General features: G+C 64.9%; 21 protein-coding genes and 1 pseudogene. 7 read left to right on the plus strand and 15 right to left on the minus strand.

What is annotated here, in order from left to right; translation table 11 throughout:
* A pseudogene (locus tag H1B27_RS39815) lies at positions 1-192 on the plus strand (hypothetical protein); the annotation flags it as partial.
* A 329-nt stretch (positions 193-521) separates the two neighbouring features.
* Here the strand turns inward: H1B27_RS39815 and H1B27_RS19350 are convergent.
* The 7 genes from H1B27_RS19350 to H1B27_RS19380 all read right to left on the minus strand — a co-directional run bounded on the left by H1B27_RS19350 (position 522) and on the right by H1B27_RS19380 (position 7,828).
* Positions 522-2,030 carry a sensor histidine kinase gene (locus H1B27_RS19350; protein WP_197967148.1) on the minus strand — a complete coding sequence of 503 codons (1,509 nt, stop codon included), beginning with the start codon at positions 2,028-2,030 and terminating at the stop codon, positions 522-524.
* Positions 2,027-2,746 (minus strand): response regulator, encoded by a 720-nt coding sequence (locus H1B27_RS19355; protein WP_131869289.1) that lies wholly within the window; start codon positions 2,744-2,746, stop codon positions 2,027-2,029. Before H1B27_RS19355 ends, H1B27_RS19350 begins: the two co-directional genes overlap by 4 nt.
* Before the next feature lie 891 nt (positions 2,747-3,637).
* The gene (locus H1B27_RS19360; RefSeq protein ID WP_061880633.1) at positions 3,638-4,591 is read right to left on the minus strand and encodes an alpha/beta hydrolase; all 954 of its coding nucleotides are present in this window, start codon (positions 4,589-4,591) and stop codon (positions 3,638-3,640) included.
* Positions 4,592-4,779: 188 nt separating this feature from the next.
* Positions 4,780-5,208, minus strand: coding sequence for a hypothetical protein (locus H1B27_RS19365; RefSeq protein WP_197967149.1), 429 nt, complete (start codon positions 5,206-5,208; stop codon positions 4,780-4,782).
* An 11-nt stretch (positions 5,209-5,219) separates the two neighbouring features.
* On the minus strand, positions 5,220-5,717 hold the full coding sequence (locus H1B27_RS19370; protein WP_197967150.1) for a GNAT family N-acetyltransferase: 498 nt from the start codon (positions 5,715-5,717) through the stop codon (positions 5,220-5,222).
* Between the two features lie 3 nt (positions 5,718-5,720).
* Positions 5,721-6,152, minus strand: coding sequence for a type II toxin-antitoxin system TacA family antitoxin (locus H1B27_RS19375; protein WP_446479874.1), 432 nt, complete (start codon positions 6,150-6,152; stop codon positions 5,721-5,723).
* 674 nt (positions 6,153-6,826) lie between these two features.
* On the minus strand, positions 6,827-7,828 hold the full coding sequence (locus tag H1B27_RS19380) for a hypothetical protein (RefSeq protein ID WP_246515526.1): 1,002 nt from the start codon (positions 7,826-7,828) through the stop codon (positions 6,827-6,829).
* A 509-nt stretch (positions 7,829-8,337) separates the two neighbouring features.
* Here H1B27_RS19380 and H1B27_RS19385 point away from each other — a divergent pair.
* A complete protein-coding gene (locus H1B27_RS19385) occupies positions 8,338-9,849 on the plus strand; it encodes an amidohydrolase family protein (RefSeq protein ID WP_197967273.1) in 1,512 nt (503 codons plus the stop codon).
* A 3-nt stretch (positions 9,850-9,852) separates the two neighbouring features.
* Positions 9,853-10,782: a CobW family GTP-binding protein gene (locus H1B27_RS19390; RefSeq protein WP_197967152.1), complete on the plus strand. Its 930-nt coding sequence runs from the start codon at positions 9,853-9,855 to the stop codon at positions 10,780-10,782.
* 109 nt (positions 10,783-10,891) lie between these two features.
* On the opposite strand, the gene H1B27_RS40190 is transcribed toward H1B27_RS19390, so the two are convergent.
* The 8 genes from H1B27_RS40190 to H1B27_RS19430 all read right to left on the minus strand — a co-directional run bounded on the left by H1B27_RS40190 (position 10,892) and on the right by H1B27_RS19430 (position 17,414).
* Positions 10,892-11,119 carry a hypothetical protein gene (locus tag H1B27_RS40190; RefSeq protein ID WP_061880638.1) on the minus strand — a complete coding sequence of 76 codons (228 nt, stop codon included), beginning with the start codon at positions 11,117-11,119 and terminating at the stop codon, positions 10,892-10,894.
* A gap of 381 nt (positions 11,120-11,500) precedes the next feature.
* A complete protein-coding gene (locus H1B27_RS19400; protein ID WP_061880639.1) occupies positions 11,501-11,974 on the minus strand; it encodes a hypothetical protein in 474 nt (157 codons plus the stop codon).
* An 11-nt stretch (positions 11,975-11,985) separates the two neighbouring features.
* Positions 11,986-12,486, minus strand: coding sequence for a hypothetical protein (locus tag H1B27_RS19405; RefSeq protein WP_197967153.1), 501 nt, complete (start codon positions 12,484-12,486; stop codon positions 11,986-11,988).
* A gap of 196 nt (positions 12,487-12,682) precedes the next feature.
* The gene (locus H1B27_RS19410) at positions 12,683-13,582 is read right to left on the minus strand and encodes a polysaccharide deacetylase family protein (protein ID WP_082822091.1); all 900 of its coding nucleotides are present in this window, start codon (positions 13,580-13,582) and stop codon (positions 12,683-12,685) included.
* A gap of 2 nt (positions 13,583-13,584) precedes the next feature.
* Positions 13,585-14,394, minus strand: coding sequence for an ABC transporter permease (locus tag H1B27_RS19415; protein ID WP_061880648.1), 810 nt, complete (start codon positions 14,392-14,394; stop codon positions 13,585-13,587).
* On the minus strand, positions 14,384-15,241 hold the full coding sequence (locus H1B27_RS19420; RefSeq protein ID WP_061880642.1) for an ABC transporter permease: 858 nt from the start codon (positions 15,239-15,241) through the stop codon (positions 14,384-14,386). The genes H1B27_RS19415 and H1B27_RS19420 overlap by 11 nt, the downstream gene beginning before the upstream one ends.
* Positions 15,242-16,291 (minus strand): ABC transporter substrate-binding protein, encoded by a 1,050-nt coding sequence (locus tag H1B27_RS19425; RefSeq protein WP_061880643.1) that lies wholly within the window; start codon positions 16,289-16,291, stop codon positions 15,242-15,244.
* Between the two features lies 1 nt (position 16,292).
* Positions 16,293-17,414: an ABC transporter ATP-binding protein gene (locus H1B27_RS19430; RefSeq protein ID WP_197967154.1), complete on the minus strand. Its 1,122-nt coding sequence runs from the start codon at positions 17,412-17,414 to the stop codon at positions 16,293-16,295.
* A 200-nt stretch (positions 17,415-17,614) separates the two neighbouring features.
* On the opposite strand from H1B27_RS19430, the gene H1B27_RS19435 reads away from it, so the two are divergent.
* The 4 genes from H1B27_RS19435 to H1B27_RS19450 all read left to right on the plus strand — a co-directional run bounded on the left by H1B27_RS19435 (position 17,615) and on the right by H1B27_RS19450 (position 24,231).
* The gene (locus H1B27_RS19435) at positions 17,615-18,385 is read left to right on the plus strand and encodes a GntR family transcriptional regulator (RefSeq protein WP_197967155.1); all 771 of its coding nucleotides are present in this window, start codon (positions 17,615-17,617) and stop codon (positions 18,383-18,385) included.
* 1 nt (position 18,386) lies between these two features.
* Complete coding sequence (locus H1B27_RS19440) at positions 18,387-19,043, plus strand: aspartate/glutamate racemase family protein (RefSeq protein WP_197967156.1); 657 nt, start codon at positions 18,387-18,389, stop codon at positions 19,041-19,043.
* A 148-nt stretch (positions 19,044-19,191) separates the two neighbouring features.
* Positions 19,192-20,913 (plus strand): AMP-binding protein, encoded by a 1,722-nt coding sequence (locus tag H1B27_RS19445; RefSeq protein ID WP_197967157.1) that lies wholly within the window; start codon positions 19,192-19,194, stop codon positions 20,911-20,913.
* Positions 20,914-20,925: 12 nt separating this feature from the next.
* Complete coding sequence (locus H1B27_RS19450) at positions 20,926-24,231, plus strand: acetyl-CoA carboxylase family protein (protein ID WP_197967158.1); 3,306 nt, start codon at positions 20,926-20,928, stop codon at positions 24,229-24,231.
* The last annotated feature ends 138 nt before the right edge of the window (positions 24,232-24,369 follow it).

Consider the following 24,369-nt stretch of genomic DNA (forward strand, 5'->3'; position numbering starts at 1 on the left):
GGCCCGGCGTGTCTGCACTGCGTTGGCCTCGATGATCTCGAATTTCGGCCGGCAGGCGATGCCCTGCTCACGCGGCGCGTGAAGGCGAACAGCACCCGATATGCCGTCGTCGTACGCTTCAGCAGAACGCGCCGCCGTTACGAACGACAGGGCCTGCTCGTCGAGCCGCGGGCCCTTGCGGACGCGCGGTGATCGAATCTCGATCGATGCGCTTTGTCGAATACCACTGGAACGTCAATCACATACGAGTTCGCAGTTTTGTGCTGAGTGGCGCACCATTCTTACGCCGGCGACCGCGCATGCGGTTGAAGCCCTGATGTAATTTCCGGGGATAGGATCGAGGCTTGTGCACTTGGCTCGCCTTTGTTGCAGCTTGATCCATCGCGGTCGCCAGCGATTCCGCCTGGTTTTTGCCATGCGCCTCTCGCTCGCCGCGACCTTCGAGGGTGAGTTCTCCGATGTCGCGCGCTCCGGCAAAAGCATGGCGCGTTACCGGTGGCGAGAGCGGCGCGGGCCGGGTTTCAAACAGACATGCCGCGCGATGCCGGTTCGAGATCGTTGATGACGTCCTTCGCTGCAGCGGCCGTGATCGGGCGGCTGTCGAGAGGCGGCGCGCCCTCCTGCGCCGGCAGGCTGATGACCGCGTGCAGTCCCTTCGGCCCGTTGGTCAGGACGATGTCTCCGCCGTGGTGGCGGACAATGGTCCGGGCAATGGAAAGACCGAGGCCCACGCCTCCTGTTTCGCGATTTCGCGAATTCTCAATCCGGAAGAACGGTGCAAAAACCTGCTCGCGGGCGCTGTCGGGAATGCCGGGTCCATCATCCGAGACGATGATTTCGATATTGTCTGCGCCTCGCTCCATGGTAACGCGCGCCCGCTCGCCATAACGGATGGCATTCTCAATGAGGTTACGGCACGCGCGGCGGAGTGCGTCTGGCCGGCAGCTGTAGCCGAACTTCTGTCCGTTCGAGAAGGAAACGTCATGACCGAGTTCTGCGAGATCGTCGCAGAGACTTTCCACGAGAGCCGAGAGATCCAGGGTTCGCGTATTCTCCGCGGTTGCGTCTTCGCGGGCGAATGCGAGGGTCGCCTCTGTCATCGTCTGTATTTCGGCAATGGTGGACAGCATCTTCTCGCGGACCTCCTCGTCGCGGACGAATTCCGCACGCAAACGGAGCGAGGTCAGAGGTGTGCGCAGGTCATGACCGATGGCGGCCAGCATCTTGGTGCGGTCGTCGACGAAACGATGTAGGCGCGCCTGCATGCGATTGAATGCCTCGGCGGTGCGTCGGATGTCGTCGGGGCCGGTTTCCGGCAGCGGCACGACCTCTTGGCCACGGCCGAGCGCCTCGGCCGCTACGGCGAGGCGGCGCAAGGGTTGCGCAATGCCGCGTGCGGCAAACACGGCGATAATGGACAACGACAACGCCGAAAGGCCGAGCGCCAGGGTGGATTTGGAGGTCCAGAAGCCGTCTTGTGCGGGCTTGGCAAAGGCAGTGTTCAGCCATGTCCCATTCGCCAACTGAACGGCCAGCCCCATGCCGGTGGTATCATCGAGATAAAGGAACTTCGCCGGCCGCGAGAGTGGCCAGGCTTCCGGCTTCAGGTCGACCCACTGGGAGGAGGTGGCGCCGCTGCTCTCGGCTGTGTTTCGGGTGAAGTCCGGCCTCACCTCGGCGGGCACGTTGTGACCGGGAAAGGAGACGCGCGGCAATGGCTGCGCCAGGCGCTCCCATGCCTCCTCTCGCCACTCCGAAGCATCCTTCAGGCCGTTGGTCGATATCCAATATCTCGCCGAGCTCGTGTTGCTGGCATTGAGGATGTCGGTCTGCAGCGATTGAGGCGTCGCTTCCAGGACCCGGGCCAGCGAGGCACACCTGCTGAGTATCTCGCCCTTGGCGGCCTTCCGGATCGATTGTCCGTGCTCGTCCCAGGAAATGAAGAATACGATTGCCTGCGACAGCACGAGAGACAGCAGCGTGAAGCAGATGAAACGGGCCGCAAGGCTGCGCGTCCACAAGCTCGTCATGGTTGCCCGATCTCCGCGACGAGGCTGTATCCGCCACCCCAGTGAGTCTTGATCAAGGCTGGTACTTTCGGGTCGGCCTCGATCTTCTTCCGCAAGCGGCTGACCTGATTGTCGATGCTCCGGTCGAACGGATCAGCATCTCGGCCGACTGTCAGGTCGAGGAGCTGGTTGCGGCTGAGCACCAGGCCCGGATGATCGAGAAATGCGCACAGGAGACGAAACTCGGCCGTGCTGAGCGGCACGGCAACACCGTCGTTTCCCAGCAATTCGCGCCGGTTGACGTCGAAGGTCCACCGGTCGAAGCGTACGATCTTGCTCGCTAGACGGCCTCTTTGCGGCGGCAGGCTTTGCACTCGCCGAAGCACCGCCTTGATGCGGGCGAGCAGCTCGCGGGGATTGAATGGCTTGGACAGATAGTCGTCGGCGCCCACTTCCAGGCCGACGATGCGGTCGGTCTCCTCCGCCATGGCGGTCAACAGGATAACGGGAAGCTCGGTGGTGCTGCGCAGATGGCGACAGAGGGACAATCCGTCCTCGCCCGGCATCATGATGTCGAGAACGATCAGGTCCGGAGCACTTCGTTCGAGCAAGCGGCGCAGTGCGATAGCGCTCTCCGCGAGGCTGATCCGGTAGCCATGCTGCATCAAGTATTTGCCGACCAGATCGCGGATGTCACGGTGGTCGTCCACGACGGCGATGTGCGGTGCCGAGTCCATCCGATTGCTCCGTTCCGCATCAAAATGAATTCCAGTAGCCAGCCCATCGGAAGAGCACAAAAGAATGTACCGGCCGGGTACGATCGGCTGAAATCACATCCTTGCGGGATGGCATCCCTGAAAGGAACGTGGCGTCAAATCGCGATCGCGGGGGGCCGGCTTGTTCCGGGGAACTGCCCTCATCTGCAACGATTTCCAAGCGTTGGCCGAAGCATCTTGGCCACAAGCTGTCGCAAAACTTTGTCCCGGCAGCCCGTTTCTGTCGCAAATTGTCGCAAGCTCGCATGTCCATCAGGTTCCGATGCGATCTCGAAAAGCCGCACTGAAAGCAACGTGATCGACGAAGGACAGATGAGGGAGCCGGGAGGTCAAGAGGGCCAAGTTGTCGCGAACTATGCAATGCAGCATGCCTGAGACAGATCGCGACAATTCCCGGTAGCCGTCGGCAAAGTTCTGCGACAACCGGATTCCATCGTGCGCATGTTCAACCGAGCAGGAGCGCTGCATGTGCGCGATGGACGCCGTTTCTCACGGAGTAGTTCGGGCAATCCCGAAAGGCTCAACGGTCGGGAACGATGATGGCGACGCCACGAGGGGACGGCTTCTTCGCAGGGCCGCATTTCGGATCACCTGCCTGCTCGTTCTCGTACTGCGAAATACGTCGTCATCGGCCGCGCTCGTTGATTTGACGCAGGGCACGAGCCGCATGGCCATTTCGCGTCTCGTCGCGGATAGCGACCGTTTGACGCCCGAGCCATATCTCAGGTCCGTAGGCGGAGAGCCCAAGGAAGTCGTTCTCTCGGTCCGAAAAGATGTGTGTACACAATTTCGTACTTCAGGGGACCGAACGACACGAACGTCGTGATGGCGAAGATCTGTATCGTGCGCCACTCACGCCGTCGTGCCGTCGATCGAGCGGCGGATCACCTGCTGCACCTCCCCATTCGACAGGAACAGATCGTGGTTGACGATGCCCCAGCCTTCCGCTGACGCATCGATCACGCGCACGCCGAGCCGCGCGATGGCGGCTTTCTCGGCGGCGCCGACCCTGGTCATTCCACCTGCGATCTGTCCGGACAGCGCCAGCGCGCGATCGTTCGTCGAGGCAATGACGGTGATCTTGCCGGCCAGCGGGCCGATGCGCTGGATCGCCGACGAGAACACGTCCATGTCGATGTCGGGCGCGGCAAACACCACCGCGCCGATTTTGCTCGTGACCGTCTCGCCGTATCGCGCATGGAGCTGGCGCAGGCTTTCGAGCGTCAGCATGGTTCCCATGCTGTGCGCAACGATGTGCACGCGGCCCGTCCCCGGCGCCGACACCAGCGCAGAGAGCACGCGCTCGAAATCGTCGCGCGACCACATCGCGCTGTCGCGGTCATAGGCGTAGTCGAACAGCCCGGCCTTGGAGGGCCAGGCGAATACCATGGTGCGGCCGCGGAACTTGATCGCATCGGAGAGATAGGCGCCATCCAGCACCGCCGTCTCGAACGTCTGCTTGAAGCCGTGCACATAGATCAGCACGTCGCCTCCGCCGGCCTGCGCGGCGAGGTCGCCGGCGTCGGCCGGCACCGGTTCGATCCGATCAAGGCGCCAGCCGCCAAGCCCGACCGAGGCGAGCGACAGGCGGCTCTCGTCGGGCGCCACCAGCTTGGCCCGCGCGACCGTCATGCTCGTCGCGCGCTCCGGACCGAACCACGGCTTGGCGCGAGCCCCATTCACGGGCTTGCGCGTGGTGGCGACAAGCAATGTGGAGTCGACCGAGAGCGACGAGGCATCGAAGCGCGCGCCGGTCGCGCCCAGGCCGGCGCATCCCCCGAGCGCGAGGGCACTGCCTGCCGACATGAATCCGCCGAGGAAAGCGCGGCGCGAAATGGAATGATTTGTTTGTAGAGGACGTCGACGTATCACAAGGAACCCATGGGAACTTTGCCCCCGACGGCGCCGCCCCATCTGCTCTCTGAATGACAATGGGGGCGAGATAGCGGCGGAGCCGCGTCGCGGACCTCGTGGCATTCAGGTGAATGCCAAGGTCAGTCGACGATCTCGATGGTATGGACCTCGCACCAATCGCGCAATGCCCGCTCTGTCGCCTGGTTCCGGTAGTCATGCCAAGCATCGATCGCTCCCCGTCGGGAGAGCAGGGCCTTGAACTTCTGATAGGCGCCTCGCTTGCTGAAGAAATAGCGAACCTCGTCCAAATCATCAGGCAGGAACTCGCGGACAAAGGCGATCACAAGAGGCTTGCCGAGGTCGAGGTCTCGTGTATTCGGGATCCGCAGGTATTTGGTCTCGTCGTCGATATCGTCAGGCAGTTGGTCGTCCTCGAGCTCCTGCAGGGTGTCATCGTCGAACTGGTAGTAGATCTTTCTGCCTGCAGACGAAGGTGTGGCACTCCCCATGCCGCCGCTGACGTCGGCGAACTCGAAAGCCTGGATAATGTCTCCGAATTTTACGGGCATTGGATACCCCGCTAGCGAAACGACGCCGCAATGTCTGCGATCGACCTGAAGAGTACAAGAGGATCATCCTTCGAGGCAATGAACCCTCGCCGCGTCCAGAAGGCAGCAGCCTCGGCATCGACCGCATTGACGATCAGCGCGCGGCCTCCAATCAGGCCCGCTGCCGTGACGCAGCGCTGGAGCGCATGCTTGACCAAGCCAGTGCCGATACCTTTGCCAATCCAACTCTGGTCGGTCGCAAGCTGCCCCAGCAGCAGACAGAGCACAGGATCAGGCGGCTGGCCGGTCCGGATGGAACGCGGCAGGGAGGAGGAGATGATCGCCGTCGGCGCAAGACCGCAATAGCCGACGACACGATTCACCTCAAGAACGACCATGACCGCCGTGAAGCCCTTCTGCTGCTTGGACAGTGCGCGCGTTTTGAGCCATCGGTCGAGGGACGGCTTGCCGCAGGAGAACTCGTCGAGATGGTGAACCGGCGTCAGCGGTTCTGGGGCTGAAATCGCCAAGCTTCAGCGCCTCTTGCCTGCACGGGACTTTCGTTTGGACGCAGCTGCTGCAGGCGGACCGGCGTCAACGTCACCCAGAGACGCTTTGCTCTCCCATGGCGCAGCGCGCTTGAAGAGCTCGACCATTTCCGGCACCGGGGCCGCCGGTCCTGATAGTGTCGCCATGAACGCCTTGAAGCCGGCCGGACTCATGCGAATGGGTGCCGTCTCCATCAGCACGTCCTTGGCGGCGCGCACGGCTGCATCCCGCACGAAGTCCGTACGCGAGCGCCCGCGCAGCGCCGCGGCCCGGTCGATGATGGCAATGTCGGTCTCCGGCATCCGCATCGAAAGCGGATGCTCCTTGCGTTCTGCTCGCGACATGATGAACACCTCCACAGGCGCCAATATACTTTGTAGCGCATTTTGCAATATGATCGATGCAAACAGGTCCATTGCCCATTTAAGCGAAACACCCCAACCGGCTGTCAACCCCTCTCCGCGAAAATATTCCACTTTACCGAAATTCGGATTTGTCGTATGTCTCGGCCATCTCAGCCCACCTAAGGGGCGGTCGTACGTCGTTTCGAGCGCGGGCTGGGAGTTGCGGTGGACGCGGGCGGCGTTAAAGGCGGAGCTTGCGCGTGCAGGGCGAGATGAACCTCGTGAGCATGTCGCTTCCTGCGAAGACGAACGGCGCTCAATGTCTTGCGAAGCCTCTTGGCGACGCAGGATCGCCTGCGTACGGCGAAACCGTGTGGTCCTGGCCGTCGTTGCTACGGTCAAGCCTCGGCGAAGGCGTCACTCGCGTCAACCGGCGCGGGTCGCGTAAATTTCGCGGAGGTGACGGAGGCCAGAAGGAATTCGGCTCCGGGGAGAGCGCGGCATAGGCCGTCAGACCATCGCGCAGGGAAGGCTTGGTTTCGGCTGCCCTGTGTCTCCCCTGTGCAATTGCGTGTGCATTCGTTCAGCGCAGGGGTCTTATGGGTGCCAGCCGGCGCCCGGCCTTCCCTGCGCCCTTTCCTTGAAAGGGGGCGAAGCGAAGCACAGCTCGGGCAGATCATGCCGCGAGGACGCGAGCGCGTGTCTGCGAGTTACCGCAATCAATTTCGGAGAGCGTCATTTCCGGCTCACAGCAACTCAAGCGCCGTGCGCGACGGCGCGACCGGCAGCCAATGCGGGATGCGCCGCTTGGCGAGCCAGTACGGCCGCCAAAGCGATGGCCAACTTTCGCGGTCGATCGGTGCTGTACCCCAGTCAAATTGCCTCATGTCGATCTGCGACAGATCGTGTTTGTGCAGCCATTGGCGAGCGACCCACCACAATTCGCGCGATACTTCAATGTTGCCGGGGCCTTGGAGCTCGATGAGGTTCGGCAGCGGATCGCGATATCGGCGGGAAATCCGCAACGTCGCGATCCGCTCGCCGTCTTTCCGGATGCTCCAGAGTCGCGAATGATTGTGTGCGAGGCTGCTGCCAAGGGTTCTGAGGCAATTCCGCATCGCTTTAGCCTCTTCGACGACGGTGGCAATCGAATCCAGCGGCATGAATTCGTAGCCGGCCATCCGGCCGGGCCGCAGCCACATGTCGGCGATCGGCATGCGGCCGAGATTGGCATGCAAGGCAACGACCGTTCGCCACTCGCGCGCGGCCGAACATGCGGCATCGATGCGCATGTCCGGCGTCCATGGCTTCTCGATCAGATCGTGCCCCAATGTCGTGGGCTGAGAGGAGAACCACGCCCAGAGACAGATGAGCCGCACCCGCGCAGTCGTTACACGCCGCGGCTCTCGGACGAACTCACGCGCGATCCACGCAGCCATCGGCTCATGCGCAAGCTCGGCGGCTTCGGCGACGAGTTGAAGCCAGCACGGCGCGAGCTTGAGCGAGCGCGGAAGGTGGTTCGCGATTTGTCGGCGAAACAGCTCGCCGTCAGGCAAGCGCGGGATCGGACGCACGAATGCCTCCGGCGGCAGCTTGCGCAGCCACAGGGGCAGATCGGCAGGTGCGGCGGCTTGCGCGAGGGGAGCGCCGTCGACCACGCATGCTATCGCGCGTGCTGGATCGAGCCGTGTCCGCGGAACAGCCAGCGCGAAGAGGAGCGCGGGAAAGCTCGCGGCGAGGCCGGCCAAGCGCGGGTGCCGCGCGGCCAGGGCACGTACGGCGTCCTGGAAGCGCGGATGATATCGCCGAAGCCGCCGTTCGAGCAGCTCGGAACGTCCGGCCACCTGAAGGGGCCGGCAGGACATTGAGTGTCATGACACAAGTTCACAATCGCGCGCCGACAGGCCGCGGAAAATTCGATCTGATATGGGGTTTTGTGATCTCACCCGGGAATCAATCCCGGGGGACGCGCTAGGTATCGCGCGGCGAACCCGGGAAGCGTGCAGTCGTAGACACGGTCGCCTCCAGAAATTGAAATTGCGTGCATCCCATAGCTTGGCATTGGCGAAGATGCAACCCGAGACTGCATCCTGCCTGCACGCTTTCGCGATCGCTGCGCGGCAATACGCATGCAGCATCGGCATCCGCAGCGGTGGTCGTTCCCTCCAGAATCTGCATCATGCGCGCCGGAACGGTCCCGCGACGCGGCCGGTCTTTCGCCTCCGAAGCGGCCGCCGGGCCTTTGGAGGTTCTGGCAATAGCTTTTCGGAGTGGTGATATGAGCGGATTGGTGATCAGCGGCGGCCGGGTGGTGGATCCCGCGAGCGGGATGGACGCCGCTGGTGACGTCGCGGTGGTGGATGGCAAGATCGCCGCTGTCGGCACGGGTCTCGGCGGCGCCGAGCGGGTGATCGACGCGACCGGGCTTGTGGTGGCGCCAGGTTTCATCGACCTGCACGCGCATGGCCAGTCAATCCCGGCCGACCGGATGCAGGCGTTCGACGGCATCACGACGACGCTGGATCTCGAGGCCGGCGTGCTGCCGGTCGCATCCTGGTACGAGCGCCAGGCGCGGAAAGGCCGCGTGCTGAACTATGGCGCGGCCACCAACTGGGCCTTTGCCCGCATCGGCGCGATGACGGGCTCCAATGCGGAGAGCTCGCTGGAGGCATTCGGCAATGCCATGCGCGATCGGCGCTGGATGGACAACGTCGCGACCGATGCGGAGGTATCAGGCATTCTCGATCGCCTCACCCGCGGCCTGAACGAGGGCGGCATCGGTATCGGCATCCTGAACGCCTATGCGCCGGGCGCCGGCGTGCAGGAGCTGACGGCGGTCTGCCAGCTGGCTGCGGCCAAGGACGTGCCGACCTTCACCCACGTCGCCTTCATGTCGCGCATCGACCCCGAGAGCGCGGCGGAAGCCTATATCCGCCTGATCGGCTATGCCGGCGCCACCGGTGCGCACATGCACATCTGCCATTTCAACTCGTCGAGCAAGACCGACGTCGAACGCTGCCGCGTGCTGATCGAGAAGGCGCAGGCGCAGGGTCTGCCGATCACGGTCGAGGCCTATCCCTACGGCACCGGCTCCACCGTGCTGGCCGCCGCCTTCTTCAGCGATCCCGAGTTTGTCGAGCGCAACGGCACCGGTTATGATTCCGTGCAGCGCGTCACCGACGGCTATCGCTTCCACGACCGCGAGGAGCTGCTCAAGGCGCAGGCCGAGGAGCCGTCGTCGCTGGTGCTCTGGCACATCCTCGACACCGAGAACAATGCGCATCACCGCGACCTGCTCGACATGTCGGTGCTGTATCCCGGCGGCGCCATCGCCTCCGACGCGATGCCGTGGACACTGTCCGACGGCAGCACCTATACCGGCGAAGCCTGGCCGCTGCCGGATGATGCCACCTCGCATCCGCGCTCGGCCGGCTGCTTCACGAAATTCATCCGCGAATGGGTGCGCGAGCGCAAGACCGTGTCGCTGCTGGAAGGCGTGCGCAAATGCGCGCTGATCCCGGCGGAGATCCTGTCGCGGAGCACGCCCGCGATGCGCGCCAAGGGCCGGCTCGCGAAAGATGCGGATGCCGACATCGTCGTGTTCGACTATGAGAAGCTCTCGGATCGGGCGACCTTCACTGCGATGAACCGTCCCTCGGAGGGCGTGCGGCACTTGGTCGTTAGCGGCCAACCGCTGATCTCCGACGGCGTGCTGGACGTGGCGGCGCGGCCCGGTAAGCCGGTGCGCCGCCCCGTCGTCGAGGGCTGACCCATGCCGGTCCCCATTCTCCTGGTGACGGGCTTTTTGGGGGCGGGTAAGACCACGGTCGTCAACCATCTGCTGGCGCGTGCGGAGGGGCGGCGCATCGCCGCCGTGGTCAACGATTTCGGCGCGATCAACATCGATGCTGAGCTGATCGCGGGCGCTAGCGACGGCGTGGTCAGCCTTGCCAATGGCTGCATCTGTTGCTCGCTCGAAGGCGATCTGTTGCGCACGCTCTCGACGCTGCTGCGGCGTGATCCCAAACCTGAGTATATCGTCATCGAGACCAGCGGCGTCGCCGATCCCGCCGACATCGTCCGCAATCTGATGGATCCGGTGATCCTGCGCGAGGCGCGGCTGGAGACGGTGCTCTGCGTGATGGACGCGACGGCGCCGCCCGCCGCACTTGAAGATGCGCTGCATCGATCACAGCTGCGCGTCGCCGATATCGTGGCGCTCAGCAAGCTGGATCTGGCCGACGCGGGCGCGGGAACACGCATGCGCGCGGCGATCCGCGCGCTGCGTGTTCCCGCCGTCGTAGTCGATGCGCAGCATGGCGAGATTCCTGCCACGCTGCTGTTTCCCGCGGAAATCGATCGCCCGGCCGCGCCGCGTGACGTGGGCTCGCGGCGACCGGCAGAGGAGCGCTTCGAGACGTTGAGCTGGACCTCGGACAAGCCGATCTCGCTGCCCCGCCTGCAGCAGGCCATCAACCGCTTGGCGCCGAAGCTCGCGCGCGCAAAAGGCTTGTTCGAGACGATCGAGCAGCCCGGACGCCCGATGGTCTTCCAGTTCGCCGGCGGTCGCGCCACGCTCGCACCGGGCGATGCGCCGGCAGCGGGCGCGGCACGGACGCGGATCGTCTTCATCGCCGAGCTTGGGGTGCTCTCGAAGGGGGAGCTCGACGGCATCATGGAGGCGTGCGTTGCGGGCGGGTAGCGCGATCCGCACCGATCGCACGCGCATCAGCTCAAATCGGGCGCCGCCTCAATCCTCGACCGGCAGCGCATCCCCATGCGCATACCGGCTCCCGCGGAATGCGGCCATGTCACTCCCCCTCCGGCTCGACCGGCTTCTCGGCGGCCTCTTCGTGGACCGGCGGAGCACCGTGCGCGCCGCGCAGCCGGATCATGGTGTCGATCACGTCGACGTCGATCTTCAGCATGTCGAGATCGCGCGTCATCTCGCGTACCTCCTGCCCCTTGCGCGCCAGTTCTTCCGACACGTCGACCGCCATCTTGCGCTCGGTCACGTTTCCCTGCGTGTTGACGAACATTGGCACGCATCCATTCCAGCCGCGCCCGCTGGGTGTCGCGCTCGAACTTCTTCTCGGCGTAGCGGCGCCGCGCCTCGGCATAGGCGCCGATCAGCGCGGTCTCCGGCAGGCTCCACAATTGCTCGACCGACATAGTCATGCCGCTCAGGTCCTGGGTTGCATTGGCGGGAGTCCTCTCCCGCACCACCCCATCAGACCTTTCCGGCGGTCAATTCTCAAGAGGGGACCGCCCCAATCGTGCGGTGCCATCCAGAACGACGATCGCAGCGGTGGTTGCGCTGGGATCGTCTGGAGGTTTCATGGAGGGCATCGAGCACTGCGCCTCCATCGCGACATGATAGCGCAAGGCCGCTCCAGATGCGACTGGAACCCGTCCAAACGTCAGCAGAACGCCAGCGCGTTGACCGCCCGCGTGGTCGCAATCTCGTTCTCATTGCCGACGAACTGGCAGACGACGGATTCGAGTTCGCCCGGCTGCTTGCGGCGGGCCGCCGCCAGCAGCCGCATCAACTCGGTTTCGTCCTTCGACAGGCGCCGGCAGGACGGCGGCATGAAGCACAGCTCGCACGGCCGGCCGCTGCGGAGGATCCTGACGAGTGCGGCAGCCCGTGCGACCAGCAGCGGGCTGTCGGCAACGCCGGGGGTCTCGTCCGCGAAGCGATAGGCTGCTTCCCAGCAATCGGAAGCGCCGGTGGTGTAGGCCGCTCCGATGAACCGGCACAGCGACAGCGCGATACGGCAGAAGTCATCGTAGCCTTCGACGCTTCGTGGCGCCGCAAGCGCAGCCTGAAGCGGACAGAGCTGCGACCGGCCGGCGTCCGGTACTGCAAGGGACTCGCACGCATCCTGCATCATGAATGTTCCCGTCAGTGCAGCGTCGGGCTACCGACCAGCCAGGTCTTCATCGCCATCATCCGGTCTTGGTCGAAAGACCGCACCTGCCGGTCGGGCAGGATGAGACCGGCCATGCGGAAGATCGTTGCAAGCCCCTGAACCGGCGCAAGCGCCCAATCGGCGCCGACGGGCGGCAGCCAGCACTCGAACTGCTCGCGGGCGACCTCGATACGTTCCTGCTGCGCAGCGGCGATGGCACGCAGAAGTCCGTGCTCGCTGTCCGACATGCGCGGACACGTCGGGCAATGCACTTCGATGGCCGTGTGGGCCGTGCAGGCGAAGATCTCGATGATGGACTCCAGCGAGGGCACGGCGTCGCCCACGCGGAAATGGTCGTACACCTCCTTGATGTCGGCCGCGGTCGGAACGGCACCTCCGCGGCGTGCCTTCGCCCTGAAACCCCAGATGAAGAGCCGCTCCGCTGCGCTCAGCGCAGGAAGATCGAGCGGCCTGGTATGTGTCGATTGATGCATTGAGCCTCTGGCCTTTGACTGCGCGCGCGGCAGAGCTGGCGCGGATGATCTGCGCCGATGGTTCCGCCAGAGACCCTTCCAAGTCAACGCTCGGAAAGGCGATGTCGAGGTGTTCTAGATTGGAAGCACTCGTATCTCGGAAGGAGCGATCGCTGCAGGACGAGGTCAGCACCCTCGCTGCGGGCGTGCGGGCGGCCTAGCGCGCGACTTTGCGAAAATGCGCCGCGATGTCGGCGCGTGTTGCGACCCAGACCCGGCCCTCCAGCCGCGCCAGCTCGGCCAGAATGGCCTTCACCGCGCGGAAGCGCGCGGGCCGACCGCAAATGCGCAGATGAAATCCGATCGACAGCATCGCGGAGCGGCCACGCTCCGCCTCCTCGACCAATGTGGCGAGTGCGGCGCTGACATAGTTTGAAAAATCCTCCGGCTGCACAAAGCCGTTCGGATGGAAGAACTTCATGTCGTTGGTGTCGAAGCCATAGGGCAGGATCAGCATCGCTCCCTGTGGCGACGGGCTCCAATAGGGCAAATCGTCGTCGAGTGCGTTGGAATCGTATGCGAAGCCGAGCCCGATCAGGATATCGCGCGTCCATGCGCTCTGGCCGCCGCGCGACATGAAGCCGACCGGCGTGAGACCGGTCGCGCGGGCGATGACGTCGCGCGTCTTCTCAATGTCACGGCGTTCCGTCTCGGCATGCCGATAAAGCGCGTGCGGCAGCCAGCGCCAGCCATGCACCGCCGGTTCGTGGCCGGCCTCGACCACGGCGCGGGCAAGGTCCGGCACACGCTCGACGGCGCGGCCGCACATCATGAAGGTGGAACGGATTCCGGCCTCGGTAAAGGCGTCGAGGAATCGCCACAGGCCGGCGCGCATGCCATAGTCGAACACCTGTTCCTGCACGAGATCGCGCACGCCCGGCGGCGATGTCGAGGCGACCTCGCCATAGTGCTCCGTCTCCGCATCGCCTTGCTCGACAGCGAGCTCGGCGCCCTCCTCGAAATTCACCACCAGCGACACCGCGACGCGGGCGCCGTTCGGCCAGACGATATCGGGACGGGCCCTTCCATACCCGCGAAGATCGCGTTCGATCGGCATGATCAGCGGCTCCCGATCTGGCGGCTGACGCCGCCGAAGATCTCGGCGCAGACGAGGCCGGCAAGGGTCAGCAGCACGATCACCCCGGAGACGGCGGCGACGCGCACGTCCAGGCTGCCTTCGAGGATCGCCCACAGCTTGATCGGAAGGACTTCGGTGCGGGCATCGGCGAGGAACAGCGACACCGGAACATTGTCGAAGGAGGTGAGGAACGCGACGAAGCAGCTCGCGACCATGCCACGGCGGATCAGCGGCAGCGTGATGCGCCGGAAGGTGTACCAGCGGCTGGCGCCCAGGCTGAGCGAGCAGGTGATCAGCACCGGATTGAGCTGCTGCACCGAGGCGCTGACCATCCGGATGACGAATGGCACGCAGATGATGGTATGGCCGAGCACCAGCGTCGCCGCCGACAGGCGGACGCCGAGCAGGTTGAAGACCAGCAGCAGCGACAGGCCGAACGCCATCGCCGGCAGCACCATCGGTGACATGAACAGAGCGTCAAGGACGCGCGCGATCTTCAACCGGCTTCGTGCCAGTCCGAGTGCCGCGGCGCCGCCCAGAAGTGCGGAAAGAATCGTCGCCGCCGCTGCGACCTTGAGACTCGTCAACGCGGGCTCGATGATGTCCTGCGATTGCAGCAGCTCGACATACCAGCGCAGCGACCAGCTCGGCGGCGGGAATTTCAGCGTGATGCCGCCGGTGAAGGAAATGATCAGCACGACGAGCGTCGGTGCCAGCAGCAGCAGCATCCCGAAGCCGGTGATGGCGCCAATGATGCCGGAGTAGACGCGATCGATGAGGCTACGCTGCATCGACGCCTCGCACATAGCGGCGCGACAGCGCACCGACGGCAAACACAATGCCGGTCACGGCCAGCGTGAAGATCAGCGACAGTGCCGCCGAGAACGGCCAGTCCTGCACGCCGACCGCCTGTTGGTAGATATAGGATGGCATCAGGATGATGCGCCCGCCGCCGACCAACGTCTGGGTGATGAAGGCGGTCGCAGCGGCAGCGAAGACGAGCAGCCAGCCGGCGATGGCGCCCGGCAGCGTCAGCGGCAGGATGATGGTGATGAAGATGCGGGCGCGGCTCGCGCCCAAACCTTCAGCCGCGCGCGTCAGATTGCCGTCGAGCCGCAGCAGGCTGTTGATGACTGGCAACGCCATCAGGGGGAGCTGGATCTGGGTCAGCGCCAGAACCATGCCCTCCCAGGTATAAAGCAAGCGAGCCGGGGTCTGCCACAGCCCGAGCGACAGCATCGTCGTGTTGATGATGCCGTCGCGGCCGAGGAGCACGATCCAGGCGAAGGTGCGCACCACCGTGCTGGTCAGGAGCGGCAGCATGATCAGGAACGTGATCAGGGTACGCATGAGCTGGCCGCTCGCGGCGTAAACCAGTGCGAGAGGGTAGGCGAGGATCAGCGTCGCCAGTGCGACCTCCGTCCCCAGCCAAACCGTGTCCGTCAGCACCTTGATGCTGAACGGGTCCGAGAAGAAGCGCAGATATTGCGCCAGCGACAGCTCTGCGAACTGTGGTGTGCGGAACAGACTGATCGCGACAAGCGCGATCAGTGGCAGCACGAAGGCGGCCAGGAACAACGCCGCCAGTGGGATCACCGGCAGCATTTGTCGTGATGCGGTCGTGCTTGCCGGCGTCATCTAGATCTTCACCTCCTTGCTGAAGCGGGTGATCCATTCGCCGCGCAGCGGCTGGAACTTGGTCCAATCGAGCAGCACATTGTTGGCAATGAGGTCGTCGAGGCTCTTGGCGACCGTGAGATTGGCGCCGGTCAGCGCCACCTTGCCGTTGGTCGGCATCATCATCCAGGGCGCCGCCTCGAGGCCTTTCTGCGTTTCGACCGACATCACGGTGTCGAGATAGTCCAGCACCGCCTTCGGATCCTGGTTGTTCTTGACGATCTGGGCGCTGGTGCGGATCACGACGGCTCCGGATTTCGGCTTGGCGAAGGCGATGTCGACGCCCTTGGCGGCGAGCAGCGCCACGTTGTTCCAGAAATTGAAGGCGATATCGATCTCGCCCTGCTGGAACAGCGCAGCCAGCGCGCCGGGCGACGCCGCGATCGCACCGACGTTGGGCAGCAGCTTCTTCATGGCCTCGAAGGCCGGCTCGATATTGGTCTCGGAACCGCCGTTGAGCTTCGCGATCTCGACCATGAAGGCGGTGCCGAGGCTCGACCCCAGACCGGTGATGCCGACGCGGCCCTTGTATTCCGGTCTCCACAGATCCTCCCACGAGGTCGGCGGCGTCGTGATCTTCTTCGGATTGTAGGCGATGCCGATCAATTGCGCGGTGATGACAGGGGCGTAGCCGTCGGGATGGCGGAATACGCCGGGGATATCCGCATATGACTTCGACCGCTCGACCGGAAATTTCTCCAGCACGCCGCTCGCGATTGCCGGGATCAGCGGTCCCTCGTCGAACAGCACGACGTCGAAGGGGGGCGTGTTGCGCGATGCCTGGATCTTGCCGATCTGGTCGACGCCGAGCAGGGGCGTAAAGGTGACACCGCCGTCGCTGGACTTCTTGAAGGCCGGCCCGACCACCGCGCGGAAGGCTTCGTCGAAACTGCCGGGATAGGTCGTCGCCACGATCGAGGGGGCCGCGCGTGATGATGTCGGCCATCCGAGACCAGCTGCCGCAAGTGCGGCCGAGCCTGTGGTGAGCAGCGATCTCCGGGATAGGCTCATGTCAAACACTCCTTTGCTGATGCTTGGAAACGTCGTCGACTGGCGTGCTGAAGATGCTGACGCGCGAGACATCTGAGATCGCGAGCCAGGCCGTCTCCCCGACCTGCGCTTTCGCGAGGCCGGCGGCGCGGGCCTGGCTGACCTTCACGGCTTCGCCGCTCGCGGTGACGCCCTCGGTGACGCTGACGGCGCCGAGCGGCACGGTGGCGCGGATCGTGACGAGGATGGCGCCGGGCCATTCGGCGCCGAACGTGATGTTTTCAGGCCGGACCGAGATCGTCACCGGCGTGCCGCGCCTGCGCTGAGCCGAACGGCCGAGATCGATCTCGGGCCCGGCGTCCAGCTGCACGCGATCGGCGTCGGTGACGGTGCCGCGCAGGAGATTGGTGTGGCCGATGAAGCTCGAGATGAACAGGCTCGCCGGGCGGTCGTAGAGCGCGTCCGGGCTGTCGATCTGCTCGATGCGTCCCTTGTTCAGCACGACGATGCGGTCGGCCATCGACAGCGCCTCCTCCTGGTCGTGCGTGACGATGATGGAGGTGACGCCAAAAGTCTTCAGCAGGCTCTTGATCTCGATCTGCATGTCGAGGCGCAGATTCTTGTCGAGCGCCGAGAACGGCTCGTCGAGCAGCACGAGACCGGGATCGATCGCAAGCGCCCGCGCCAGCGCGACGCGCTGCTGCTGTCCGCCGGAGAGCTCTCCGGGCAGCCTTCGCGCGAACGACGCCATCTGGGCGAGGCCGAGCATCTGTTCGACCTTCGCCGCCACCACGTCCTTCGCCGTCTTGCGCGCCCGCAGGCCGTAGGCGACGTTTTCGAACACGGTCAGATGCGGAAACAGCGCATAGTTCTGAAACACCATCCCGATGCGGCGTCGATTGGCCGGAATATGCTCGACCCGCGCGCCGTCGAAACGCACCTCGCCCCGGGACGGGCGCAGGAAGCCCGCGATGATCTGGAGCATCGTGGTCTTGCCGCAGCCGGACGGACCGAGGAGGGCGATCAACTCACCGGCTGCAACGGTGAGATCGATCTCGTCCAGCGCAACGGTCGCGCCGAAGGCGTGGCCGATGCCTTTCAAATCCAGCGAGAGTCCGCGTACATCGCTCAACGCCAGCTCCATCCTTCGCGTTGTCCTGCGCGAGGGGAGTTAGCAATCGCCGTGCCAGCGCGCCTCGTTCGCTAAGGCCTTGCCAGCGTTGCGATAGTTCTTAGGCGCCAAATATTGGCGCCAATTTATTGGACATATTGTAAACAGTATAGCCGCCAGTTTGTATAAAAAATGGGCTCCGGCGGCACTCCAGAATCCTGTAAAAGCGACGCATGAAGCGAACCCGTCCCCTCAAGCGCAAGCCGAAGCGCACCGAGCCGAAGCTCAGGGAGCCGGAGGCCGCGGATCCGCGCAGCATCGACGACGATCCGGTGGTCCAGGGCATCCTGACCGCGATCAGCCAGAAGCGGCTTAAGCCGGGCGCCAAGCTCGGCGAGGACAAGCTCGCCGCGGCCTTCGGTACCACGCGGATTCACATTCGCCAGGCGTTGTCCCATCTCGCCTCGCGCAAGGTGGTGATGCAGATCCCCAACCGCGGCGCCTTCGTGTACCGGCCGAGCTGGGCGGAGGCGCAGGACATCTTTGCGGCGCGCCGGATCATCGAGACCGCAGCGGTCAGCGCCGCGGTCGACCGGCTGGACAAAGCCGGCAAGGCGGAGCTGAAGGCGCATATGGAGCGCGAGGCGCGTCACGATCGCAATGACCGCTGGGCCTCGCTGTCGTTGACGGCCGAGTTCCACATCCTAGTCGCCAAGCTCGCCGGCAACCGCGTGTTGCTGGAAATGTCGCGCGAGCTGATGCTGCGGACATCGCTGGCGATCGCGACCTTCGAGCAGCCGGGAGAGCCGGATTGCTCGCCCGATGCCCATCCCGACATCGGCGCGTTGATCCTCGCCCGCGACAAGGCCGGCGCGGTCCATGCCATGCGTCATCACATCGAGGAGATGGAGCAGCGCATCCGGCCGAAGGAAGGCAAAGACGAGGTTGACGAGCTCACCGCGATCTTCCAGGAGATCGGCGCGCGGGCGCGGGCGGGCGGATAGCATGACCGGCCGCCGCATCCTCCTGATCAATCCGAACAGCAATGAGGCGACCACCGCGATGATGGTGGCGATTGCCAGGTCTGCAGCCGCGGACGGCTTCGACATTGCCGGTGCCACGGCAACGCGTGCGCCCACGATGATCGTCTCGGCGGATGAACTGGAGGCAGCAGCGCCGGAGGTCGAGGAGATCGCGCGCGCCCGCAGCGGCGAGTGCGACGGCATGATCGTCGCGGCATTCGGCGATCCCGGTCTCGCCGGGATCAAGGTGACGACGAAATTGCCCGCCGTCGGCATCGGCGAGTCCTCGATGCTGGAGGCCGCGGAGAACGGCCGACGCTTCGGCGTGGCGACCACGACGCCGCTGCTGAAGGCGAAGATCGATGCGCTGCCGGACGCGTTGGTATTGCGGTCGCACTACACCGGCACACGCTTTGCCGAAGGCGATCCGCATGAGTTGATGCGTGATCCATCGCTGTTGCGCACCGCTCTGGCCGGCGCGGTCGAGGCTTGCATTGCGCAGGACGGCGCGGAGGCGGTGATCATCGGCGGCGGTCCGCTAGGTGAAGCAGCAGGCGCGCTTCAGCCGATTTTCACCGTGCCTGTCATCGCGCCGATCCCGTCAGCCGTGCGGCGGATCATTCGCCTCGTCGCGGCGTAACGTCTGGTTTTTCCGCGCCGCGGCATCGGCCGTGCTGCGGAAAACTGTTTTCCTTGACATGAACTCTGCCGTGCTCGACGTGTAACGAGGTCGCGTGACGGCACGTTGCGTCTCTCGCGACAAGAAAAAGCAGCACGGGAAAGACGCCATGAGTGCAGGCCTCGACGAAAGCGACTACCTCGTTGCCTTGCGCGGGTTGTGGGACAAGGCCTGGCCGAAGGGCATGCCGCGCTCGCCGAACTATCTGCACGGTGAAGTTCCCCTGACGGAATATCTGCGCGCCTGGGCGAAGCGGAGTCCAGAGCGTCCAGCGGTGATCTTCTACGGACACGTCACCAGCTACGCGGAGCTCGACCGGCAGAGCGACCGCTTTGCGGCGTTGTTGCTGGCTAAGGGCGTGCGCAAGGGCGACCGCGTCGCCGTCTTCCTGCCGAACTGCCCGCAATTCCACATCGTGTTTTTCGGCATCCTGAAGCTCGGCGCGGTTCACGTTCCCGTCAGCCCGCTGTCGCGCGCGTTCGAGCTGTCCTACGAGCTGAACGATACCCAGGCCGAGGTGATCGTCGCGCTGGACCAGCTCATGCCGGTCGTCGAGCAGGTCAGGGGCGAGGTGCGACTGCGCGAGATCATCGTCACTAGCTTTGCCGATGTCGTGCCGCCAACGCCGGCATTTCCGGCGCCGGACTCGATCCGCGCGCCGCGCGTCGCGATCGCAGGCGCGACCGATCTGCTGCCGGCGCTCGCTGCGCTGCAGACACCTGTGCCGCTGCCGCCGCCCGGCCTCGATGATGTCGCGGCGCTCAACTACACGGGCGGCACGACCGGCATGCCCAAGGGCTGCGTGCACACCCATCGCGACATGGTCTACACGGCCGCCGCCAATTACGGCATCTCGGTCCTGTCGGACGAGAGCAGCGTGTTCCTGTCGTTCTTTCCGGAATTCTGGATCGCGGGCGAGAATTTCGGCCTGATCTTCCCGCTGTTCTCCGGCGCGACGCTGGTCCTGCTCGCCCGGTGGGATGTCGTCGGCGCGATGGCCGCGATCGACAAATACAAGGTCTCGATTATCGCGATGCCGGTCGACGGCGCGGTCGAGTTGATGGATCATCCGCGCTGGAGTGAGTTCGACCTGTCGTCCTTGAAGCAGGTGCGCGTGGTCTCCTTCGTCAAGAAGCTCAATGCCGACTATCGCAAGCGCTGGAAGGATCTGACCGGCACGATCCTGATGGAGGCGGCTTGGGGCATGACGGAGACCCATACCTCCAACACCTTCACGGCCGGCTTCCAGGACGATGATTTCGATCTCAACAACCAGCCGATCTTCGTCGGGCTGCCGGTCCCCAGTGCCGAGTTCAAGATCACCGATTTCGAGACCGGTGCGCTGTTGCCTCTGGGTGCGGAAGGTGAGATCCGCGTACGTACGCCGTCGCTGCTCAAGAGCTACTGGAACAAGCCGGAGGCGACCGCGGAGTCTCTGATCGATGGCTGGCTGCGCACCGGCGACATCGGCACCATCGACAAGGACGGTTTCCTGCACTTCCTCGGCCGCCGCAAGGAGATGCTGAAGGTCAAGGGCATGAGTGTCTTTCCGCCGGAGATCGAGGCACTGCTCGGGCAGCATCCGAAGGTGCTGGGCTCGGGCGTGGTCGGGCGCGACGATCCCGACAAGGGGCAGGTGCCGGTTGCCTTTGTCCAGCTCAAGCCGGAGGCGGTCGGCACCCTCTCTGCGGACGACCTGCGCAGCTGGTGCGCCGAGCGCATGGCCGTCTACAAGGTCCCGGAGATCCGCATCATCGAAGCCCTGCCGCTGACGGCCACGGGCAAAGTGAAGAAGCAGGACCTCAATCCAAGCCTGCCTGCTGCTGTCTGAGTGAGAGAGATCATGTCGTTCAAGAAGCTCCTGATCGCCAATCGCGGCGAGATCGCCATTCGCATCGCTCGCGCGGCAGCCGATGCCGGCATCGCGACGGTCGCGATCCATCCTGCGGACGATGCGCTGTCGCTGCATGTGCGCGTTGCGGACGAGGCGATCGAAATTCTCGGCCGGGGGGCGCGGGCCTATCTCGACATCGACGCCGTGGTGAAGGCGGCCAAAGCGGTGGGTTGTGACGCCGTGCACCCCGGCTATGGCTTTCTCAGCGAGAACGCGGCCTTCGCAAGGGCCTGCTCCGACGCAGGGATCACTTTTGTCGGTCCCAAGGCGACAGCGCTCGAACTGTTCGGCGACAAGGTCGCGGCGCGGCAACTGGCCAAGCGCTGCGGCGTGCCGATCATCGCCGGCACCAGCGGCCCGTCGAGCCTCGAGGAGATCACGGCCTTCTTCGCGTCGCTGGGCAGCAACGCGGCGATCGTCATCAAGGCGATGGCCGGCGGCGGCGGGCGCGGCATGCGCGTGGTGGAGAACGCGCCCGATCTCGCGGAAGCCTATGCGCGCTGCCAGTCCGAGGCCAGGGCGGCGTTCGGCTTCGACGGCGTCTATGCCGAGCGGCTGATCCGGCAAGCGCGCCACATCGAGGTGCAGATCATCGGCGACCGCCATGGTGCGATCTCCCATCTCTGGGAGCGCGAATGCACCATCCAGCGCCGTCACCAGAAGCTGATCGAGGTGGCGCCGAGCCCCTCGCTGAGCGACGCCTTGCGCGGCCGCATCATCGAAGCGGCGAAGCAGCTTGCGGCGGCGGCTTCTTACGACAATCTCGGCACCTTCGAGTTCCTGGTCGACGGCACGGCCGAGGACAGCTTTGCCTTCATCGAGGCCAACCCGCGGCTCCAGGTCGAGCACACCGTGACCGAAGAGGTGCTCGGGCTGGACCTCGTCCGCGCCCAGCTCGCGGTCGCTGCAGGCAGCACGCTGGCCGCGCTTGGCCTTGCGCAGGGATCGATCCCGAAGCCGCGCGGCTATGCCATGCAGCTTCGCGTCAACATGGAAACGCTGGACGAGACGGGGGCGACCCATCCGACTGGCGGCGTGCTTGCTGTGTTCGAACCACCGTCGGGCCCGGGCGTGCGCGTCGATAGTTTTGGCTATGCCGGCTACAAGACCAGCGCCGCCTTCGATTCGCTGCTGGCCAAGGTCATCGTCCATACCCCGGGCGAGGCCTGGCATGACGTGGTCGCGAAAGCCTCGCGGGCCCTGCGCGAATTCCGGATCGACGGCGTCGTCACCAACATCGCTTTCCTCCAGGCGGTGCTCGCGCATCCCGATTTCAGGATCAACCGCATCGCGACCGATTTCATCGACCGCAACATCGGCAAGCTCGTCGGGGCGGCCGAAGGCGCGGCAAAGCCGCTCTATTTCGCTGCGACCGAGCGAAGCGGCGCGCACTCCGCGGAGTCCCACGTCGCGCAGGCCGTGCCTGAAGGTGCGGTGATGGTGGCAGCGCCCCTGCAAGGAACCATCGTCACTATCCAGGTGACGGAAGGCGAGATCGTCCGCCCTGGCCAGCAGCTCGCCGTGATCGAGTCCATGAAGATGGAGCATCTGGTCATGGCCGAGCAGGGCGGCCGGGTCACGAAGCTTCTTGCCGGTGACGGGGCCACGCTGATGCATGGCGAGCCGATCCTCTATCTCGAGCCGCTTGATGTTGCGGCTGACAGCACGGCGGCGGAAGCCGACATCGATCTCGACCACATCCGCCCCGATCTCGCCGAGCTGATCGCGCGCCAGGCCAATACGCTCGACGAGAACCGTCCGGCCTCGGTCGAGCGCCGCCGCAACACCAACCAGCGCACCGCGCGCGAGAACGTTGCCCAGCTCGTCGACGACGGCTCGTTCATGGAGTACGGCAGTCTCGCGATCGCCGCGCAGCGCCGCCGGCGCAAGCTCGACGATCTCATCAAGAACACGCCGGCCGACGGCCTCGTCATGGGTGTCGCCACCGTGAATGCCGGGAAATTCGGCCCCGAGGGCGCGCGCTGCATCGTCGTGGCCTATGATTACACCGTGCTCGCGGGCACGCAGGGCCACATGAACCACAAGAAGATCGACCGCATGCTGACGCTCGCGGAGGATTGGCGCGTGCCGCTGGTGTTCTACGCCGAGGGCGGCGGCGGCCGGCCCGGAGACACCGACCGGCTCGGCATGACCGGGCTCGACGGTCCGTCCTTCGTGCAGTTCGCGAGGCTCTCGGGCCTCGTGCCGGTGGTTGGCGTGGTCTCCGGCTATTGCTTCGCCGGCAACGCCGCGATGCTCGGCTGCTGCGACGTCATCATCGCCACCAAGAACGCCTCGATCGGCATGGGCGGTCCGGCCATGATCGAGGGCGGCGGGCTCGGCGTCTATCACCCGGCCGAGGTCGGCCCCGTCTCGTTCCAGGCGCCGAACGGCGTCATCGACATCCTGGTCGAGGACGAGGAGGAAGCGACGTCCGTCGCGCAGAAATACCTGTCCTATTTCCAGGGCGCGTTTACGGATTGGGAAGCCGCCGACCAGCGCCTGCTCCGCCGCGCCATCCCCGAGAACCGGCTGCGCGTCTACGATATCCGCAGCGTGATCGACCTCGTCGCCGACAAGGACTCCGTGCTGGAGCTGCGCCGCGACTACGGCGTCGGCATGATCACCGCGCTGATCCGCATCGAGGGCAAGCCGTTCGGCCTGATCGCCAACAATCCGCGGCATCTCGGCGGCGCGATCGATGCCGATGCCGGCGATAAGGCCGCGCGCTTCCTCCAGCTCTGCGATGCCTTCGATCTGCCGATCGTCTCGCTATGCGACACGCCGGGCTTCATGGTCGGCCCGGAGGCCGAGAAGACCGCGATCGTGCGCCACGTCTCGCGCATGTTCGTCACGGGCGCGAGCCTCACCGTGCCGCTGTTCGGCATCGTGCTGCGCAAGGGCTATGGGCTCGGGGCGCAGTCCATGATCGGCGGTGGCTTCCACGCCTCGTTCTTCACCGCGGCCTGGCCGACCGGCGAGTTCGGTGGCATGGGTCTGGAAGGCTATGTCCGCCTCGGCTTCCGCAAGGAGATGGAGGCGATCGCCGATCCCGCGGAGCGCGAGACTTACTACCGCAACAAGGTCACCGAGCTCTACGCCAACGGCAAGGCGGTCTCGATCGCCTCCGTGTTCGAGATCGACAACGTCATCGACCCCGCCGAGACCCGGCGATGGATCATGGCGGGCCTGCGATCGGTGCCGAAGCCCGAGCCGAGGACGGCGAAGAAGCGGCCGTGCATCGACACGTGGTGAGGGCGGTGCAGCAATTTTGATGATTCACTCCCCGTCATTCCGGGGCGGCTCGAAGAGCCGAACCCGGAATCTCGAGATTCCGGGTTCGATGCTTCGCATCGCCCCGGAATGACGAGAAGAGACAGCACACCGAGTCCC

The organism is Bradyrhizobium diversitatis (genome assembly GCF_016031635.1).
In the GTDB taxonomy this organism is placed as follows: Bacteria; Pseudomonadota; Alphaproteobacteria; order Rhizobiales; family Xanthobacteraceae; genus Bradyrhizobium; species Bradyrhizobium diversitatis.

What these genes read in the sequence shown, in the direction of transcription:
- H1B27_RS19350 (WP_197967148.1), bottom strand. Translation starts at nt 2,030, where the DNA reads ATGACGAGCTTGTGGACGCGCAGCCTTGCGGCCCGTTTCATCTGCTTC.
- H1B27_RS19355 (WP_131869289.1), bottom strand. Translation starts at nt 2,746, where the DNA reads ATGGACTCGGCACCGCACATCGCCGTCGTGGACGACCACCGTGACATC.
- H1B27_RS19360 (WP_061880633.1), bottom strand. Translation starts at nt 4,591, where the DNA reads ATGTCGGCAGGCAGTGCCCTCGCGCTCGGGGGATGCGCCGGCCTGGGC.
- H1B27_RS19365 (WP_197967149.1), bottom strand. Translation starts at nt 5,208, where the DNA reads ATGCCCGTAAAATTCGGAGACATTATCCAGGCTTTCGAGTTCGCCGAC.
- H1B27_RS19375 (WP_446479874.1), bottom strand. Translation starts at nt 6,152, where the DNA reads ATGGACCTGTTTGCATCGATCATATTGCAAAATGCGCTACAAAGTATA.
- H1B27_RS19390 (WP_197967152.1), top strand. Translation starts at nt 9,853, where the DNA reads ATGCCGGTCCCCATTCTCCTGGTGACGGGCTTTTTGGGGGCGGGTAAG.
- H1B27_RS40190 (WP_061880638.1), bottom strand. Translation starts at nt 11,119, where the DNA reads ATGTTCGTCAACACGCAGGGAAACGTGACCGAGCGCAAGATGGCGGTC.
- H1B27_RS19400 (WP_061880639.1), bottom strand. Translation starts at nt 11,974, where the DNA reads ATGATGCAGGATGCGTGCGAGTCCCTTGCAGTACCGGACGCCGGCCGG.
- H1B27_RS19405 (WP_197967153.1), bottom strand. Translation starts at nt 12,486, where the DNA reads ATGCATCAATCGACACATACCAGGCCGCTCGATCTTCCTGCGCTGAGC.
- H1B27_RS19410 (WP_082822091.1), bottom strand. Translation starts at nt 13,582, where the DNA reads ATGCCGATCGAACGCGATCTTCGCGGGTATGGAAGGGCCCGTCCCGAT.
- H1B27_RS19415 (WP_061880648.1), bottom strand. Translation starts at nt 14,394, where the DNA reads ATGCAGCGTAGCCTCATCGATCGCGTCTACTCCGGCATCATTGGCGCC.
- H1B27_RS19420 (WP_061880642.1), bottom strand. Translation starts at nt 15,241, where the DNA reads ATGACGCCGGCAAGCACGACCGCATCACGACAAATGCTGCCGGTGATC.
- H1B27_RS19425 (WP_061880643.1), bottom strand. Translation starts at nt 16,291, where the DNA reads ATGAGCCTATCCCGGAGATCGCTGCTCACCACAGGCTCGGCCGCACTT.
- H1B27_RS19430 (WP_197967154.1), bottom strand. Translation starts at nt 17,414, where the DNA reads ATGGAGCTGGCGTTGAGCGATGTACGCGGACTCTCGCTGGATTTGAAA.
- H1B27_RS19435 (WP_197967155.1), top strand. Translation starts at nt 17,615, where the DNA reads ATGAAGCGAACCCGTCCCCTCAAGCGCAAGCCGAAGCGCACCGAGCCG.
- H1B27_RS19440 (WP_197967156.1), top strand. Translation starts at nt 18,387, where the DNA reads ATGACCGGCCGCCGCATCCTCCTGATCAATCCGAACAGCAATGAGGCG.
- H1B27_RS19445 (WP_197967157.1), top strand. Translation starts at nt 19,192, where the DNA reads ATGAGTGCAGGCCTCGACGAAAGCGACTACCTCGTTGCCTTGCGCGGG.
- H1B27_RS19450 (WP_197967158.1), top strand. Translation starts at nt 20,926, where the DNA reads ATGTCGTTCAAGAAGCTCCTGATCGCCAATCGCGGCGAGATCGCCATT.